The 13,750-nt window shown below is 68.7% G+C and carries 13 protein-coding genes; 6 read left to right on the top strand and 7 right to left on the bottom strand.

Annotation, left to right across the window (positions count from 1 at the left end):
• Positions 1–153: 153 nt before the first annotated feature.
• The 3 genes from C5E10_RS14095 to C5E10_RS14105 form a co-directional block, all read right to left on the bottom strand.
• The gene (locus tag C5E10_RS14095) at positions 154–726 is read right to left on the bottom strand and encodes a YdeI family protein (protein ID WP_104332180.1); all 573 of its coding nucleotides are present in this window, start codon (positions 724–726) and stop codon (positions 154–156) included.
• 184 nt (positions 727–910) lie between these two features.
• Entirely contained in the window at positions 911–2,212 is a 1,302-nt protein-coding gene (locus C5E10_RS14100; RefSeq protein WP_104332181.1) for an Nramp family divalent metal transporter, read from the bottom strand.
• Positions 2,213–2,404: 192 nt separating this feature from the next.
• Entirely contained in the window at positions 2,405–3,340 is a 936-nt protein-coding gene (locus tag C5E10_RS14105; RefSeq protein WP_104332182.1) for a dihydrodipicolinate synthase family protein, read from the bottom strand.
• A 177-nt stretch (positions 3,341–3,517) separates the two neighbouring features.
• On the opposite strand from C5E10_RS14105, the gene C5E10_RS14110 reads away from it, so the two are divergent.
• Entirely contained in the window at positions 3,518–4,561 is a 1,044-nt protein-coding gene (locus tag C5E10_RS14110) for a LacI family DNA-binding transcriptional regulator (RefSeq protein ID WP_104332183.1), read from the top strand.
• Between the two features lie 258 nt (positions 4,562–4,819).
• Here C5E10_RS14110 and C5E10_RS14115 read toward each other — a convergent pair whose 3' ends face one another.
• Entirely contained in the window at positions 4,820–5,374 is a 555-nt protein-coding gene (locus tag C5E10_RS14115; RefSeq protein ID WP_104332184.1) for a TetR/AcrR family transcriptional regulator, read from the bottom strand.
• Between the two features lie 54 nt (positions 5,375–5,428).
• Between C5E10_RS14115 and C5E10_RS14120 the strand changes: the two genes are divergently transcribed.
• Positions 5,429–6,949 (top strand): MFS transporter, encoded by a 1,521-nt coding sequence (locus C5E10_RS14120; RefSeq protein WP_181062781.1) that lies wholly within the window; start codon positions 5,429–5,431, stop codon positions 6,947–6,949.
• 192 nt (positions 6,950–7,141) lie between these two features.
• Complete coding sequence (locus C5E10_RS14125) at positions 7,142–8,170, top strand: ATP-dependent 6-phosphofructokinase (protein ID WP_104240143.1); 1,029 nt, start codon at positions 7,142–7,144, stop codon at positions 8,168–8,170.
• A 110-nt stretch (positions 8,171–8,280) separates the two neighbouring features.
• Here the strand turns inward: C5E10_RS14125 and C5E10_RS14130 are convergent, their stop codons facing one another.
• The 3 genes from C5E10_RS14130 to purS are packed head-to-tail and all read right to left on the bottom strand — an operon-like array spanning position 8,281 to position 9,884.
• A complete protein-coding gene (locus tag C5E10_RS14130) occupies positions 8,281–8,787 on the bottom strand; it encodes a DUF3817 domain-containing protein (RefSeq protein ID WP_104332185.1) in 507 nt (168 codons plus the stop codon).
• Positions 8,788–8,820: 33 nt separating this feature from the next.
• Positions 8,821–9,525 (bottom strand): phosphoribosylformylglycinamidine synthase subunit PurQ, encoded by a 705-nt coding sequence (gene purQ, locus C5E10_RS14135; RefSeq protein WP_104240145.1) that lies wholly within the window; start codon positions 9,523–9,525, stop codon positions 8,821–8,823.
• On the bottom strand, positions 9,522–9,884 hold the full coding sequence (gene purS / locus C5E10_RS14140) for a phosphoribosylformylglycinamidine synthase subunit PurS (RefSeq protein ID WP_104240146.1): 363 nt from the start codon (positions 9,882–9,884) through the stop codon (positions 9,522–9,524). Before purS ends, purQ begins: the two co-directional genes overlap by 4 nt.
• A 165-nt stretch (positions 9,885–10,049) precedes the next feature.
• Here purS and C5E10_RS14145 point away from each other — a divergent pair, with 165 nt between their 5' ends.
• The 3 genes from C5E10_RS14145 (at position 10,050) to C5E10_RS14155 (ending at position 13,713) form a co-directional block, all read left to right on the top strand.
• The gene (locus tag C5E10_RS14145; RefSeq protein ID WP_104332186.1) at positions 10,050–11,453 is read left to right on the top strand and encodes an AI-2E family transporter; all 1,404 of its coding nucleotides are present in this window, start codon (positions 10,050–10,052) and stop codon (positions 11,451–11,453) included.
• A 38-nt stretch (positions 11,454–11,491) separates the two neighbouring features.
• Positions 11,492–12,310, top strand: a complete 819-nt coding sequence (locus C5E10_RS14150; protein ID WP_146080293.1) for a hypothetical protein — start codon at positions 11,492–11,494, stop codon at positions 12,308–12,310.
• A 290-nt stretch (positions 12,311–12,600) separates the two neighbouring features.
• Complete coding sequence (locus C5E10_RS14155; RefSeq protein WP_104332188.1) at positions 12,601–13,713, top strand: transaldolase family protein; 1,113 nt, start codon at positions 12,601–12,603, stop codon at positions 13,711–13,713.
• The last annotated feature ends 37 nt before the right edge of the window (positions 13,714–13,750 follow it).

Consider the following 13,750-nt stretch of genomic DNA (forward strand, 5'->3'; position numbering starts at 1 on the left):
CTCGCCGGGCGCATCCACCCGCCTTCTGCCTGCCCTGTGCGCGTGCCAGACATGTGAAAAATTCATGCACTCGACTTCGGGAGCATGCATTTTTCGCATGTCTGCGCCGTAGAGACGGGCACGCGGGTGGGAGACGCGCCGGTTGACGCGCGCCTACTTGTAGTGGTGCTCGCCGCGCGCCGCCTTCTCGACGACATCCTGGATGCGGGCGGCGCGGATCGCGGGTGTCTTGATGCCCGTGATGCGGAAGATCACCTGGAAGCGGGCCTGCTTCTTCATCGCTTCGAAGAAGGCCAGCGCCTCGGGGTTCGCGTCGAGCGCCGCCTGGAGGTCGGCGGGGACGACCGCGTCCTTGACCCGGTAGGCGGCGTCCCAGCGGCCGTCGGCTTTCGCGCGCTGGATCTCCGCGTGGCCGGCAGGCTGCATCCGCCCCTCGTCGATGAGGCGGGCCACGTGCCCGACGTTGATCTGCGACCACGGGCTGTTCTTCCGCCGCGGCGTGAATGCCTGCAGCATGTAGTCGTCGTCGAATCGCGCCGACTGGCCGTCGATCCACCCGTAGCAGAGGGCCACGTCGAGGGCTTCCTGCCAGGTGATGCCCGGCGCTTTCGAGAGCTTCTTGCGCAGCTTCAAGCGCACGCCGCCGTCGTCGGGGCCGGATGCGAGGAACGCCTCCCACTGCTCGATCGTGAAGTCGTGGATGGGTTTGTCGGCGAAGCTCACCATGTCGTCATCCTAGGAGGGTGCCCGGGGCGACCGGTGCTGTCCGACTTCCGTGATGGATGCGCCTGCTCGCCCAGGACGATGCCGGGCCCCGGCGAGCGCCGATGGGCCTGGTCACGCAAGTTGGCCAGAGCCCTGGCGCAGCATGCTGCCGCACACGGACCCTGGCCAACGGCCACCGGAAGACCTACCCGGCGAGGAAGCTCAGGAGGAGCCGAACGGAGAGGGCGAGCACGGCGGCGAGGCCGATGATGCCGAACGCGTTCTGCCACCACCTGTTGCGCATCTCGCCCATGAGCGATCGGCGGTTCGCCATGATGATGATGAGTGCGGCCAGGACGGGAGCGACCAGGATCGTGAGGGCCTGGGCGAGCACGATGAGCTCGACCGGCGAGGTCTGGAAGATGAGCGTGACGCCGAGCCCGAAGGTGAGGATGAAGCCGCTCGTGAGTCGTGCCGTGAGGGTGTTGGCGGATGCGCCGCGGCCGAACGCGTCGGAGAGCATCGTGCCGCCGGCGATCGCGTTCGGGATCATGGAGGAGAACGCCGCCCCCGCGAAACCGAGCGCGAAGATGAAGCCGCCGATGGGGCCGGCAAGCGGTTCGAAGATGGCGGCAAGGCTGGTGATGGAGGTCGCCGTCTCGGACGTCTTCCCCAGGGCGCCGGCCGCGACGATGATGACGAGCCCCGTCATGATGCCAGGGGCGATGATGCCCGGAATGGTGTCGACGATCGTCACGTCGCGGTAGTCCTCTTCCTTCCGGCCGCGTTCCTTCGTGCCGTAGGAGGTGTAGAAGGCGGCGTTGATGGAGAAGTTCGTGCCGACGAGCGCCACGATGAGCAGCCATGAGCCTTCTGGCGCCGTGGGGATGAGCCCGCGGCCAGCCGCCGACCAGTCGGGGTTCACGACGAACGCGCTCACGACGAAGCAGATCGCCATGAGCGCGACGATGGCGATGAGCACCTTCTCGATGACGTTGTAGATGCTGCGGATGAACAGCACCGCCGCGACGCCGAGGGTGCAGATGAGGGTCCACATGACGGGCGACGAGCCGTCGACGAGCATGGAGAGGCCGAGTCCGGAGCCGACGGCGTTGCCGACCGAGAAGCACAGCGTGATGAGGAAGACGCCGACGCCCGCGACGACGCCCAGGGGCTTCCCGAGGTGGTCCTTGATGGAGGCGATGAGGGAGACCGGCGACTTGATGCCGAGTCGCACGCTCATGTCGGTGAGGAAGATCATGAGCACCGTCGAGACGGCGATGACCCAGATGAGCGTGTACTGGTAGGAGCTTCCGGCCTGCACTGCCGTGGTGAGGTTTCCTGGGCCGAACTGCCAGGCGCCCGCGACGAAGGCGGGGCCGATGAGGGCCAGCTGCTGCCAGAAGCGGCGCCGGGTTCGGCGGGATTCGACGATGGTGCGGACTGCTTCGGTCGAGACTCGCGCGTGGCCGGTGCCCGGCGTCGAGTGGAGGCGGGTGTCGCCCATGGGGGTCTCCTTCGTGGAGTGCGGCCGATGGATGGGGTGCATCCGGCCGCGAAGTCGTCATTGACTTGGGGGTCGCACGGGTTTTCGGGGCCCGTGCTTCCGGTGCCGCGTCTGGGCGGCGTGTGTCGTCGAGCTTGCAGCAGTCGACGCCAAGCGTAGGGGCAGCGACCCTGTTGTCGCTGCCCCTCCCTGCTAGGAGGCGACCGTCACGCGGTCGAGTCCGGCGATGGCGAACGCCTCCGCGATCTCGCGGTCCGCGCCGTCGGCGAGGGGCAGCAGCGGGGTGCGGACCGTGGCGTGGTCGAGGATGCCGCGGTGCACGAGGCCCCACTTCAGCGCGACGGTTCCCTCCATGTGGGAGCCGCGGTGGTAGACGTTCTTCGTGACGGGCAGGAGGCGCTCGTGGATCTCGTGCGCCCGGTCGTAGTCGTGCGCCTTGCCTGCCTCGATGAGCTCGACGAGCGCCTCAGGGGCGATGTTGCCGTAGCCGACGAGCAGGCCGTCGACGTCGAACATGGTCGGGAGCAGGTACTCGTCGTGGCAGGAGAGGATCTGCAGCTCCGGGTACGCGGCGCGCAGCGCGGGGATCTCCGTGTACCACCGGCGCATGTTGCGCACGCCGTTCTTCGTCGCGAACACGCCCTCCTGGCCGGCGATCTCGAGCTGGGTGTCGAGGTTGTAGCTGGCCTTGGTGTTGTCGGGGTACTGGAAGAGGATCAGCGGCAGTCCGCTCTCCTCGTAGATGTCGCGGTAGCGCGTCTGCGGTGCGCCGTCCTGGTAGCCGAAGCGCAGCCACCCGTGGGACGGGTAGACGAGGCCGGCGGATGCACCCGCATCCACTGCTCGCTTCGCTTCCTCGGCGGCGACGGCGTTGCCCTCCTGGGTGATGCCGGCGACGATCGGGATGCGCGAGTCGACCGATTCGCGGAAGGCGGTGATGACCTTCGCCTGCTCGGACTGGGTGAGGAAGGTGCCTTCGCCGGCGTGGCCGAGGACGACGAGGCTCTTGACGCCGTCGACGGAGCCGAGCCAGGAGCCGAGGCGCTGGATGGCGTCGTAGTCGACGGCTCCGTCCTCGGTGAAGGGGGTGACGGGGGCGGGGGAGAGGCCGCGGAGGTCGATCGACATCTTGTCTTCCTTTGCTCATCGTTGAGGTGGTGGGTCCTGCTCGCCGCTGCCCTCTCGAGCTGATGCAAACGTTTGCAGGAACGATTGCAAGTCTTCATGCAAACGTTCCCGATGTCAAGGGTCGAGTCTGGAGGTTCCTGCCGAGCAGGCGTCGAGGGCCGGGATACACTCCTCCGCATGAGGCGAAACGACAGTGCCGTTGCCCCCGCAGCGGGCGAGCGACGAGTCGTGACCCTCAAGGAAGTCGCGGCCGAGGCCGGCGTCAGCATCTCCACTGTGAGCCGCATCCTGGACGAGCGCACCGCGCAGTCGCAGTCGGCGACCGCCGTGCGGGTCCGCGAGATCGCGAACGAGCTCGGCTACCGGCGCAACGTCTTCGCATCCCAGCTCCGCCGCGGCTCGACGAGCACGATCGGCGTGCTCGTGCCGCGCCTCAGCGACACCGTCATGGCGCTCATGTACGAGGCCATCGAGCGTGCCGCTGCCGCGAGGGGCTACGTCGCCGTCGTGGCCACCACGGGGGACGACGCCGAGGGTGAACAGCGTGCGGCCCAGGTGCTGCTCGACCGCAACGTGGACGCCCTCATCATCGCCTCGTCTCGCCGTGTCGACAGCTTTCCCCAGTCATTGCAGGAGTCCGGCATCCCCCTCGCCCTCGTGCTGCGTACCGACGGCGTCAGCCCCTCGTCGCTGGGGGACGACGAGGTCGGCGGCTACCTCGCCGTGCGCCACCTCGTCGACCTCGGCCACCGCGACATCGCGCTCGTGACGGGTCCCGACTTCACCTCGAGTGCGCGTGACCGCCTGGCCGGCGCCCTGCGGGCGGCGCGCGAGGCCGGCATCGAGATCCCGCCGCATCGCATCGCGGGCGACGGCTTCCGCATCGAGCACGGTGCGGCCGCGGCCGAGCGCATCCTCGCCGCGACCGAGACGCCCCCGACCGCGATCTTCGCCGCCAACGACAACCTCGCGCTCGGGGTCATGGCGGCCTCGCACCGACACGGCCTGCAGATCGGCACCGACCTCGCGCTCGTCGGCTACAACGACGTCCCCCTCGCCGAGGCCCTGCCCGTGCCGCTGACCTCCGTGCGCACATCGTTCGACCAGATCGCCACGACGGCGCTCGAGCTGCTGCTGACGCCCGGGGTCGGGTCCGTCATCCGGCGCGCGATGCCGACGCTCATCCCGCGCGCATCCAGCTGCCCGCCCCCGCAGCGCTGAGTCGCGGCGGCTGGCAGGGCGCCCGGCGCTCGCGGCAGCCCTGACCAACATGAGTGCGATATGCGGCAGATCTGACGTGTGATGCCCGCATCGGCCCGATATTGCACGGATGCTGGTCACGTCCCGCGCTCAGATGGCCCGCTGCCTGCTCGTGCCCTGCGTGGCCGGTGACCAACTCCCGTGATGGATGCGGGTGCGCGGTGCGGGCCGTGCCGGGTGGGCGGGTGTGGTCCCGCAAGTTGGTCAGTGGGGTGGTGGCTAGTCGTCGAGCAGGTCGAGGAGGGTGCGGATGATCTCCTCGCGTTCCTCGTCGCTCGGCAGGAGCTTCGCGGCCTCCGGCAGGCTCTCGCGCGACTCGGTGACGAACGAGCTCGAGTGGTAGAGGCCGTCGCCGAGGAGCTTGGTCATGTGGGCGATGAGGGGGCTGCCGGTCGACTCGAGGATCGCGTCGTGCCAGGAGCGCTCGAGTTCGAGGATGGCGCGCGTCGCGCTCTGGTTGCCGTTGCGGGAGAGGTTCATCGCGGCGAGCCAGGCCGTGTCGAGCGCGTCGCCGACGGAGCTGCTCATCTCGATGAAGTGCCGGACGGTCGATGCCGCGTCGCCTTGGAGCTGCTCTGCGCTCGCGCGGGCCATGCCCGTGAAGCGTTCGATGAGGGCGTCCGCCAGTGCCTCCTTGGAGGGGAAGTGGTAGATGAGTCCGCCCTTGGAGACGCCCGCGATGCGGGCGACCGCGTCGAGGGTGGTCGCGGCGACGCCCACGGTGGTCAACGACTCCTCGTAGGCGTCCAGGATCCGGTCTCTAGCTGAACTCATGGCCGCCATCCTACAGTTGCCAACTGTACCGTCTGGTCGGTATAGTCCTCTTTCATGACCACACTGATCGAACAGCGCGCGGGCCGGAAGGAATGGCTCGGCCTCGCGGTGCTGATGCTCCCCGTCCTCCTCGTGTCGATCGACAACACGGTCCTGAGCTTCGCCCTCCCGTACATCGCCCTCGACCTCCAGCCGAGCGCCGCGATGCAGCTCTGGATCATCGACATCTACCCGCTTGTCCTCGCGGGTCTGCTCGTCACGATGGGCTCCTTCGGCGACCGCATCGGCCGCCGGAAGCTGCTCCTCATCGGCTCGACGGGCTTCGCGCTCGTCTCCGTGCTCGCAGCATTCTCCGTCTCCGCCGAGATGCTGCTCATCTCGCGACTCCTCCTCGGCTTCTTCGGGGCCATGATCATGCCCTGCACGCTCTCGCTGCTGCGCGGCATGTTCCATGACCGCGCCCAGCGCCGCCTCGCCATCGCCGTCTGGGCGACGGGCTTCTCTGCGGGCACGGCCATCGGCCCGATCGTCGGCGGCGTGCTCCTCGAGCACTTCCACTGGGGCTCCGTCTTCCTCATCGCCGTCCCATTCCTCCTGCCGCTCCTGATCTTCGCGCCGCTGCTCGTCACCGAGTCGCGCGACCCGAACCCGGGCCCCATCGACGTTCCCGCGATCCTCCTCTCCATGGCGGCCCTCGCACCGATCGTCTTCGCGATCAAGCACACGGCGACCGACGGCATCGACCTCATCTCGGTCGGCGCGCTCCTCATCGGCGTCCTCTCCGGCTGGCTGTTCGTGCGTCGCCTGCTGAAGCAGGAGAACCCGATCCTCGACATGCGCCTCTTCGCGGTGCCGGCCTTCACGGGCTCCGTGCTCGTGAACCTCGTGAGCGTCGTCGCGCTGGTCGGGCTCCTCTTCTTCCTGTCGCAGCACCTGCAGCTCATCCTCGGCCTCACACCCCTGCAGGCTGGCCTCATGCTGCTCCCCGGAACCGTCACGATGATCGTCGCCGGGCTCCTCATCGTGCGCGTCGTGCGCCGCGTGAAGGTGCACATCGCCATGGCGTTCGGCCTGGGGCTCGCGTTCCTCGCCTACCTCGCGCTGGCGATCACGGGCGGCTCGGCCCCGCTGTGGATGCTCGTCGCGGCCTTCACGCTCCTCGCCGCCGGCATCGCGATCGCCGAGACCCTCTCCAACGACGTCATCATCGCGAGTGTCCCGCCCGCCAAGGCCGGGGCGGCATCCGCCGTCTCCGAGACGGCCTACGAGGTGGGCGCGGTGCTCGGCACGAGCGTCCTCGGCGGCGTGCTCACGGCGAGCTACCGCTCTGGGATGGTCGTCCCGGAGGGGGCGACGGCCGAGCAGGCGCATGCCGCCCGCGAGACCCTCGCCGGCGCTGTGAACGTCTCGAACGAGCTCGAGGCCGGCGGCATGACCGCTCAGGCGCAGACGCTCCTCGACTCGGCGTTCCACGCGTTCGACGCCGGCAGCACCGTCACATCGGCCGTCGGAGCCGTGCTCATGGTCGGCGCGATCATCCTCGCGCTGCGCATGGTCGGCAAGGCCACGGCCTAGCCGACGGCGCGCGCAGCGCCGCCTTTATCAGGTCTCCGAAATCGCGCAAGCCACCCGGACCCGGTACTGTCGCTGTCGAGCCGTCTTCCAACGCAGGAATCCGCTTCTGCACTGAACTCGTTTCCGTGGGGTGGGCTACTCGACCGTGATGGCTGTTTGCGAGATTTGCCACACCCAGAGGAGAGCGAACGCATGAAGATCGGACTGCTGACCAGCGGCGGCGACTGCCCCGGACTCAACGCTGTCATTCGCGGCAGCGTGCTCCACGGCATCAAGACCTACGACAACGAGTTCGTCGGCTTCCGCGACGGCTGGCGCGGTGTCACCGAGGGCGACATCATGGACCTCCCTCGCACCAAGGTCCGCGGCCTCGCGAAGCAGGGTGGCACGATCCTCGGCACGTCCCGCACCAACCCCTTCGACGGGCCGAACGGCGGCCCCGAGAACATCGCCGTGATGCTCGAGCGTCACTCGGTGGATGCGCTCATCGCGATCGGTGGAGAGGGCACGCTCGCGGGAGCCAAGCGCCTCGCTGACGCCGGCATCCCTGTCGTCGGCGTGCCGAAGACGATCGACAACGACCTCCAGGCCACCGACTACACGTTCGGCTTCGACACGGCCGTGCAGATCGCGACCGACGCCATGGACCGCCTCCGCACGACCGGCGAGTCGCACCACCGCGTCATGGTCGCCGAGGTCATGGGTCGCAACGTCGGGTGGATCGCCCTGCACTCGGGTATGGCCGCTGGTGCTCACGCCGTGCTCATCCCGGAGCAGAAGGTGCCCATGACGCAGGTCGCCGAGTGGGTCTCCGAGGTCCACCAGCGTGGGCGCTCGCCGCTGGTCGTCGTCGCCGAGGGCTTCATTCCCGAGGGCATGGACGAGGTGCTGTCGCAGGGCACCGAGGTCTCCGGGCGTCCGCTGCTCGGCGGCGTCGGCGACTACGTGACCGCTGAGCTCGAGAAGCTCACGGGCATCGAGACCCGCAACACGACGCTCGGCCACATCCAGCGCGGTGGGGCCCCGACCGGGTTCGACCGCGTGCTCGCGACCCGCTTCGGCCAGTACGCCGTCGACATGGTCAATGAGAAGCAGTGGGGCAACATGGTCGCCCTCCGCGGTACCGAGATGCAGACGGTCGCCTTCGAGGAGGCGCTCGACGGCCTCAAGACCGTGCCGCAGGATCGCTGGGACCAGGCGAAGATCTTCTTCGGCCGCTAGGCCAGAGGCCCCCGGGCCGAGACGAGCGAAGAGGGCGGATGCGCGTGCATCCGCCCTCTTCGTATCGCTTGAGCGTTGACGGGTCGGCTGCTCCCGACGCGTGAGTGGTCCTAGTGGGCGCCGGTCGGGCCGACGAGGGCGCCGCTGAGGGAACCCGTGAGGATGACCACGGCCAGGACGATGACGGCCGCGCTCATGGTGATGGGGCGGTCGACGAACCAGCGCACGATGCGCTGCAGCGAGAAGCCCTTCGACGGAGCCTCGCGCCAGCCGCCCTCGAGCGCACCGCGCCGCTCCGCCCACCAGTCGTAGACGAGGGTCGCGAACGGCGGGATGGCGGCGAACCAGCCGAGCCCGAACATCCACCACGGCCAGCGCTGGTTGATGCCGACGAACGCCGTGACGACGAGGTAGACCATGAACATGGCGCCGTGCAGCGAGCCGCCGACCGACACGAGGACGTCGGTGGTCTGCGTCACGTACTTCAGGAACATGCCCGTGAGCAGCAGAGCCCACGTGATGGCCTCGCCGATCGACACGGCCCGCAGGAGGACCCGCGGGGTGAGCCGCCGGTCGTCGGCCGTGGCCTCGGGCGAGGTCGCCTGGGTCTGCGTCATCGGCTGCGCTGCACTCTCCGTCTGCGACAAGTTCTAGACGCGTGCGAGCAGCGCCTCGACGGCGCTGCGGAAGATCGGGAGCCCATCGAGGCCCGAGGCCATGTGGGTTGCCGTGTCCGGACCGAAGCCGAGCTCGACCGCGTGCTCGGGGTGCGGCATGAGGCCGACCACGTTTCCGCGCTCGTTCGTGAGACCGGCGATGTCGTTGCGGGAGCCGTTCGGGTTGACATCGACGTAGCGGAACGCGACCTGGCCCTCGCCCTCGATGCGCGCGAGGGTCTCGTCGTCGGCGATGAAGCCGCCCTCGCCGTTCTTCAGCGGGATCGTGATCTCCGCGCTCTTCTCATACGCGTTGGTCCAGACGGTGTCGTTGTTCTCGACACGCAGCACCTGGTCACGGCAGACGAACTTGCCGTGGTCGTTGCGGATGAGCCCGCCTGGCAGGAGGTGCGCCTCGGTGAGCATCTGGAAGCCGTTGCAGATGCCGAGCACGGGCAGGCCCGCGTTGGCGGCCGTGATGACCTCGGCCATGATCGGCGAGTGGCTCGCGATCGCGCCGGCGCGGAGGTAGTCGCCGTAGCTGAACCCGCCGGGGAGGATGATGGCGTCGACGCCGTGCAGGTCGTGCTCGCCGTGCCAGAGCGCGACGGCCTCGCCGCCCGCAAGGCGAACGGCGCGCTGGGCGTCGCGGTCGTCGAGCGAGCCGGGGAAGGTGATGACGCCGATGCGGGGGCTCATGAAGCGGAGCCCTTCGACTGCACCTCGGCGGCGATGACCGACGCGAGGGAGTCCTCGGTCTCGACCGCGGCGTCGTCGAGCTCGTCGGCGTCGTCCGGGGTCTCGGTGCCGTCGGGCAGCACGTCGATGGAGATGACGTCCTCGATGACCCCGTTGGCGAGGAGCTCATCGGCGACCTGCGAGATCTCCTCCATGAGCTCGGCCGTGACCTCGCGGTCGGTGGTGATCTCGAAGCGCTTGCCGACGCGCACGTCGTGCAGGTGGTCTTTGCCGAGGCGCGAGAGTGCGCCCGCGACGGCCTTGCCCTGCGGGTCGAGAAGTTCCTGCTTCGGCATGACGATGACGACGATCTTGGGCATCGGGAGCGGCTCCGATTCGATGGAGGAAAGAGACGCCCCCAGCTTACCGTCAGGCGCGGATGCGCGAGGCTCGTCCACAATGTCGGTGCACACGCATAGCCTTGTCACATCTTCGCGCCGGCGGGCACCTCCGCCGGTCGCCTCACCGACCTTCTGGGAGCATCCATGAGCGACAAGCTCAAGCGCCTCTTCGGCCGCGACAAGCCAGCGGCTCGCCCTGCGCTGCCGGCCCCCTCCGCATCTTCCGTGGCAGCCCAGCTGGCGGCGCAGTCCGCCGGGTCGGTCGAGCACCTCGAGGCCCCGGCCCGAGACGAGGTCATGGTCGGCGGCAGTGCCGTGCAGGCGTACGCGCCCGACGACGGCGAGGGCCGCGGGCGCCGCCCGACGAGCGTGGGCGTCATGTGGACCGACCAGCTCGGCCGAGTCGCCACACGCGCGCTGCAGGGGCTGGTAATCGTCGCGGCCGCGACACTGCTGATCTTCGCGGGGCTGCAGGTCACGATCGTCGTCATCCCGGTGCTGCTGGCGCTCATCGTGTCCGCCGCCGCGTGGCCCATCATCAAGTTCCTCACGTCCAAGAAGTGGCCGCCGGCCCTGGCGACCGTCACGGTGCTGCTCGCGATCATCATCTTCCTCGGCGGCGCCCTCACGACGGTCGTCCTGCTCGTGCGGAACCAGTGGTCCGAGCTCTCCGAGCAGGCCGTCCAGGGCTTCAACCAGGCCATCGAATGGGTGAACGCGACCTTCCCCATCACGATCGATCAGGACCAGATCAACGAGTGGCTCGGGCAGGCCCAGGACTTCATCTTCACGAGCCAGTTCGGCAACGCAGCGGCGAGCGGCCTCACCGCCGGCATCTCCGGCGTCACCACCTTCATCACGAGCGGCGTGCTCTTCGTCGTGATCCTCTTCTTCTTCATGAAAGACGGCCCGCTCATCTGGGGCTTCCTCACGAAGCCGCTCAAGGGCGCAAACCAGCGCCGCGCGCGCCTCATGGGGTCCCGTGCGGTGGAGGTCATGGGCGGGTACGTCCGAGGCACGGTCATCGTCGCGCTCGTGGATGCGGTGTTCATCGGCATCGGGCTCGCCATCGTCGGTGTGCCCCTGGCCTTCCCGCTCGCGGTCCTCGTGTTCATCCTCGCGTTCATCCCGATCGTGGGAGCGACACTCGCGGGTGTCCTGGCCGCGCTGGTCGCACTCGTCACGAACGGGCTCGTCCCCGCCGTCGTCGTCGTCGGAATCGTCGTGCTCGTCAACCAGCTCGAGGGCAACTTCCTGCAGCCGGTCGTACTCGGCAAGTCGCTCAAGCTGCACGAGCTCGTCGTCCTCATCGCGCTGACCGTCGGCACGATCCTCGGTGGCATCGTCGGCACGCTGCTCGCGGTGCCCGTTGCGGCAGTCAGCTGGGCGCTCATCCGCGCCTGGTACGAGCCCCTCGAGAAGCTGCAGGAAGACGAGGCGGTTCCCGACGACATGCGCACGCGGCTGCCGTGGCGCAAGGACCTCGGCGAGGAAGATGCCGCTGTCGGCGCTGCCTCCGACGCCAAGGGCTCGAACGCCGACGCCTGATGTGGAGCCAGCTCACCCGGGGGATCCGGAGCAAGGGGATGCTCGCCGAGCTCAGCTCGGCAGGCATCGCGGTGGCGGTACTCGTCGGCGTCTGGACGCTCTACACGATTGCCGACGTCACGCAGTTCCCGTACGACGCCTCCACCTGGTCCTACGCGGGCATGGGTGCTCCCGCGCTCCTCGGCATCTGGCTGATCGTCGAGCTCCTCAGTCTTCCTGACACCCCGGATCGCCCGCTGCTCGGGCGCTTCATGGTTCGCACGATGGTGGTCGGGCCGGTGCTGTTCACGGCCGCCTGGCTGCTCGGTTCACTGCTCCTGCTCGTGCTGACGCTGACTGGCGGCATCGTCCCGGAGCTCAACGAGACGGAATCGCCGGTCGCCGAGCTCCTGCTCAACGCCTTCCTCACCTGGCTGGTCGGGTTCGCTGCCGTGCTCTGCGGGGCGCTTGTCGGCCTCGTCTTCGTGGTGCTTCCCGTCCTGTCCTGGCGCGATCCCGCGCGGGCGGCGTCGATCAACGCCGAGCCAGCGCCGAAGGGGAGCCTCGCCAGGGCCCGGCTCGAGCGGATGACCTTCGCGGGCATGCTCATGCTCATCTTCCTCGCCCCGTCCCTGTGGGTATCCGGCGAGAGCAACGCTCGCGGGAGGAACGCCGTCGAGGCGTTCCAGAACACCTGGCTCGCGATCGTCGACTTCGAACCGTCCTGGTGGGACCGCTACCTGTGGGACGTGCTCTGGGTGCTCGGAATGCTCAGCGCCCTCCTGCTCGTCGCGTCCGTCGTCGCGGTCGTGGTCATGCGGATGCCGCAGAAGGCCACGTCGCCGAGAGGGCGCACCGCCGACCGCGGTGGCGAGTAGCGGTCCTCGGGCGCCTGGACATAGGCGGACTCGCAGCACGCTGCACGCTGCACGCTGCACGCAGCTCGCCGCTCGTTTCTCGCCGTCGTGACGCGCGGACCTCTGGCGCACCCAAAACCTGTTGTGATAATGTCAGGACATATGCGGCAGGTGGGTATCGGCCGACACGGACTCGAAGACGAGCATCCACGTCGGTGATGGCCCGCGAGGTCTGACGCCTCGGACCTCGGGGTGTGCGGCCGCCGCGGCACCGGCGAACCCGGCCATCCGCCACCGATGAGGAGAACAGCATGACCCTGCTCGACACAGCGCCGTCCAGTGACAACGGCACTTCAGCCACGAAGCTCGCACCCCTCGCCTGGGCGGCACAGAACACGAAGACCGCCCTCTGGAACGACTCCGCAGACCCCGAGGAGCTCACGAAGTCCATTGAGTTCGGCGCGGTCGGCGCCACCTGCAACCCCGTCATCGCCTTCGCGGCCATCAAGAAGCGCCCTGACGTCTGGGGCCCGCGCATCAAGGAGATCGCGGCGCAGAACCCCACGTGGGGCGAGTCGGAGATCGGCTGGCAGGCCGTGCGCGACCTCTCGATCAACGCGGCCCTCCTCCTCGAGCCGGAGTTCGAGCGCAGCGGAGGCCGCAACGGCCGCCTCTCCATTCAGACCGACCCGCGCCTGCACCGCGACGCAGCTGCCCTCGCCGACCAGGCCGAGGAGTTCTCGAAGCTCGCGAAGAACATCATCGTGAAGATCCCCGCCACGAAGACGGGTATCGAGGCCATGGAGGAAGCCGCCTACCGCGGCGTCAGCATCAACGCGACCCTCAGCTTCACCGTGCCGCAGGCTGTCGCGGTCGGTGCAGCCCTCGAGCGTGCCCTCGAGCGCCGGGCCGCCGACGGTCTCCCCGAGCAGGAGTTCGGGCACGTCGTCACCATCATGGGTGGGCGCCTCGACGACTGGCTCAAGAAGTGGACGACCGCCAACCGCATCCTCGTCACTCCCGGCATCCTCGAGTGGGCAGGTGTCGCGGCGCTCAAGCGCGCGCACGCCGTGTTCCAGGAGCGCGGCTACCGCAGCCGTGTGCTCTCGGCGGCATTCCGCAATCAGCTCCAGTGGTCGGAGCTCGTGGGCGGAGACCTCGTCGTCTCGCCGCCGTTCGACTGGCAGGCGCGCATCAACGAGAACGACATCCCCGTCGCGGATCGCATCGGGGTCCCCGTCGAAGCCGGGATCCTCGAGGAGCTGAACACCCTCAGCGAGTTCCGCCGGGCCTACGAGGTCGAGGGCATGACCGCTGAGGAGTTCCAGGACTTCGGTGCGGCACGCAACACGCTTCGCCAGTTCCTCGACGCGGACGCCCAGCTCGACGCGCTCGTGCGCGACATCCTGGTGCCCGCCGCCTAGCGGCCGCCGGTCTGCCGTATCCGCTTCCTGAACTGAG

The organism is Pseudoclavibacter sp. RFBG4 (genome assembly GCF_002931515.1).
GTDB lineage: Bacteria > Actinomycetota > Actinomycetes > Actinomycetales > Microbacteriaceae > Pseudoclavibacter.

Excerpts from the sequence above, each read along its gene's own strand:
- C5E10_RS14095 (WP_104332180.1), bottom strand. The coding sequence starts at position 726 with ATGGTGAGCTTCGCCGACAAACCCATCCACGACTTCACGATCGAGCAG.
- C5E10_RS14100 (WP_104332181.1), bottom strand. The coding sequence starts at position 2,212 with ATGGGCGACACCCGCCTCCACTCGACGCCGGGCACCGGCCACGCGCGA.
- C5E10_RS14105 (WP_104332182.1), bottom strand. The coding sequence starts at position 3,340 with ATGTCGATCGACCTCCGCGGCCTCTCCCCCGCCCCCGTCACCCCCTTC.
- C5E10_RS14110 (WP_104332183.1), top strand. The coding sequence starts at position 3,518 with ATGAGGCGAAACGACAGTGCCGTTGCCCCCGCAGCGGGCGAGCGACGA.
- C5E10_RS14115 (WP_104332184.1), bottom strand. The coding sequence starts at position 5,374 with ATGAGTTCAGCTAGAGACCGGATCCTGGACGCCTACGAGGAGTCGTTG.
- C5E10_RS14120 (WP_181062781.1), top strand. The coding sequence starts at position 5,429 with ATGACCACACTGATCGAACAGCGCGCGGGCCGGAAGGAATGGCTCGGC.
- C5E10_RS14125 (WP_104240143.1), top strand. The coding sequence starts at position 7,142 with ATGAAGATCGGACTGCTGACCAGCGGCGGCGACTGCCCCGGACTCAAC.
- C5E10_RS14130 (WP_104332185.1), bottom strand. The coding sequence starts at position 8,787 with ATGACGCAGACCCAGGCGACCTCGCCCGAGGCCACGGCCGACGACCGG.
- purQ (WP_104240145.1), bottom strand. The coding sequence starts at position 9,525 with ATGAGCCCCCGCATCGGCGTCATCACCTTCCCCGGCTCGCTCGACGAC.
- purS (WP_104240146.1), bottom strand. The coding sequence starts at position 9,884 with ATGCCCAAGATCGTCGTCATCGTCATGCCGAAGCAGGAACTTCTCGAC.
- C5E10_RS14145 (WP_104332186.1), top strand. The coding sequence starts at position 10,050 with ATGAGCGACAAGCTCAAGCGCCTCTTCGGCCGCGACAAGCCAGCGGCT.
- C5E10_RS14150 (WP_146080293.1), top strand. The coding sequence starts at position 11,492 with ATGCTCGCCGAGCTCAGCTCGGCAGGCATCGCGGTGGCGGTACTCGTC.
- C5E10_RS14155 (WP_104332188.1), top strand. The coding sequence starts at position 12,601 with ATGACCCTGCTCGACACAGCGCCGTCCAGTGACAACGGCACTTCAGCC.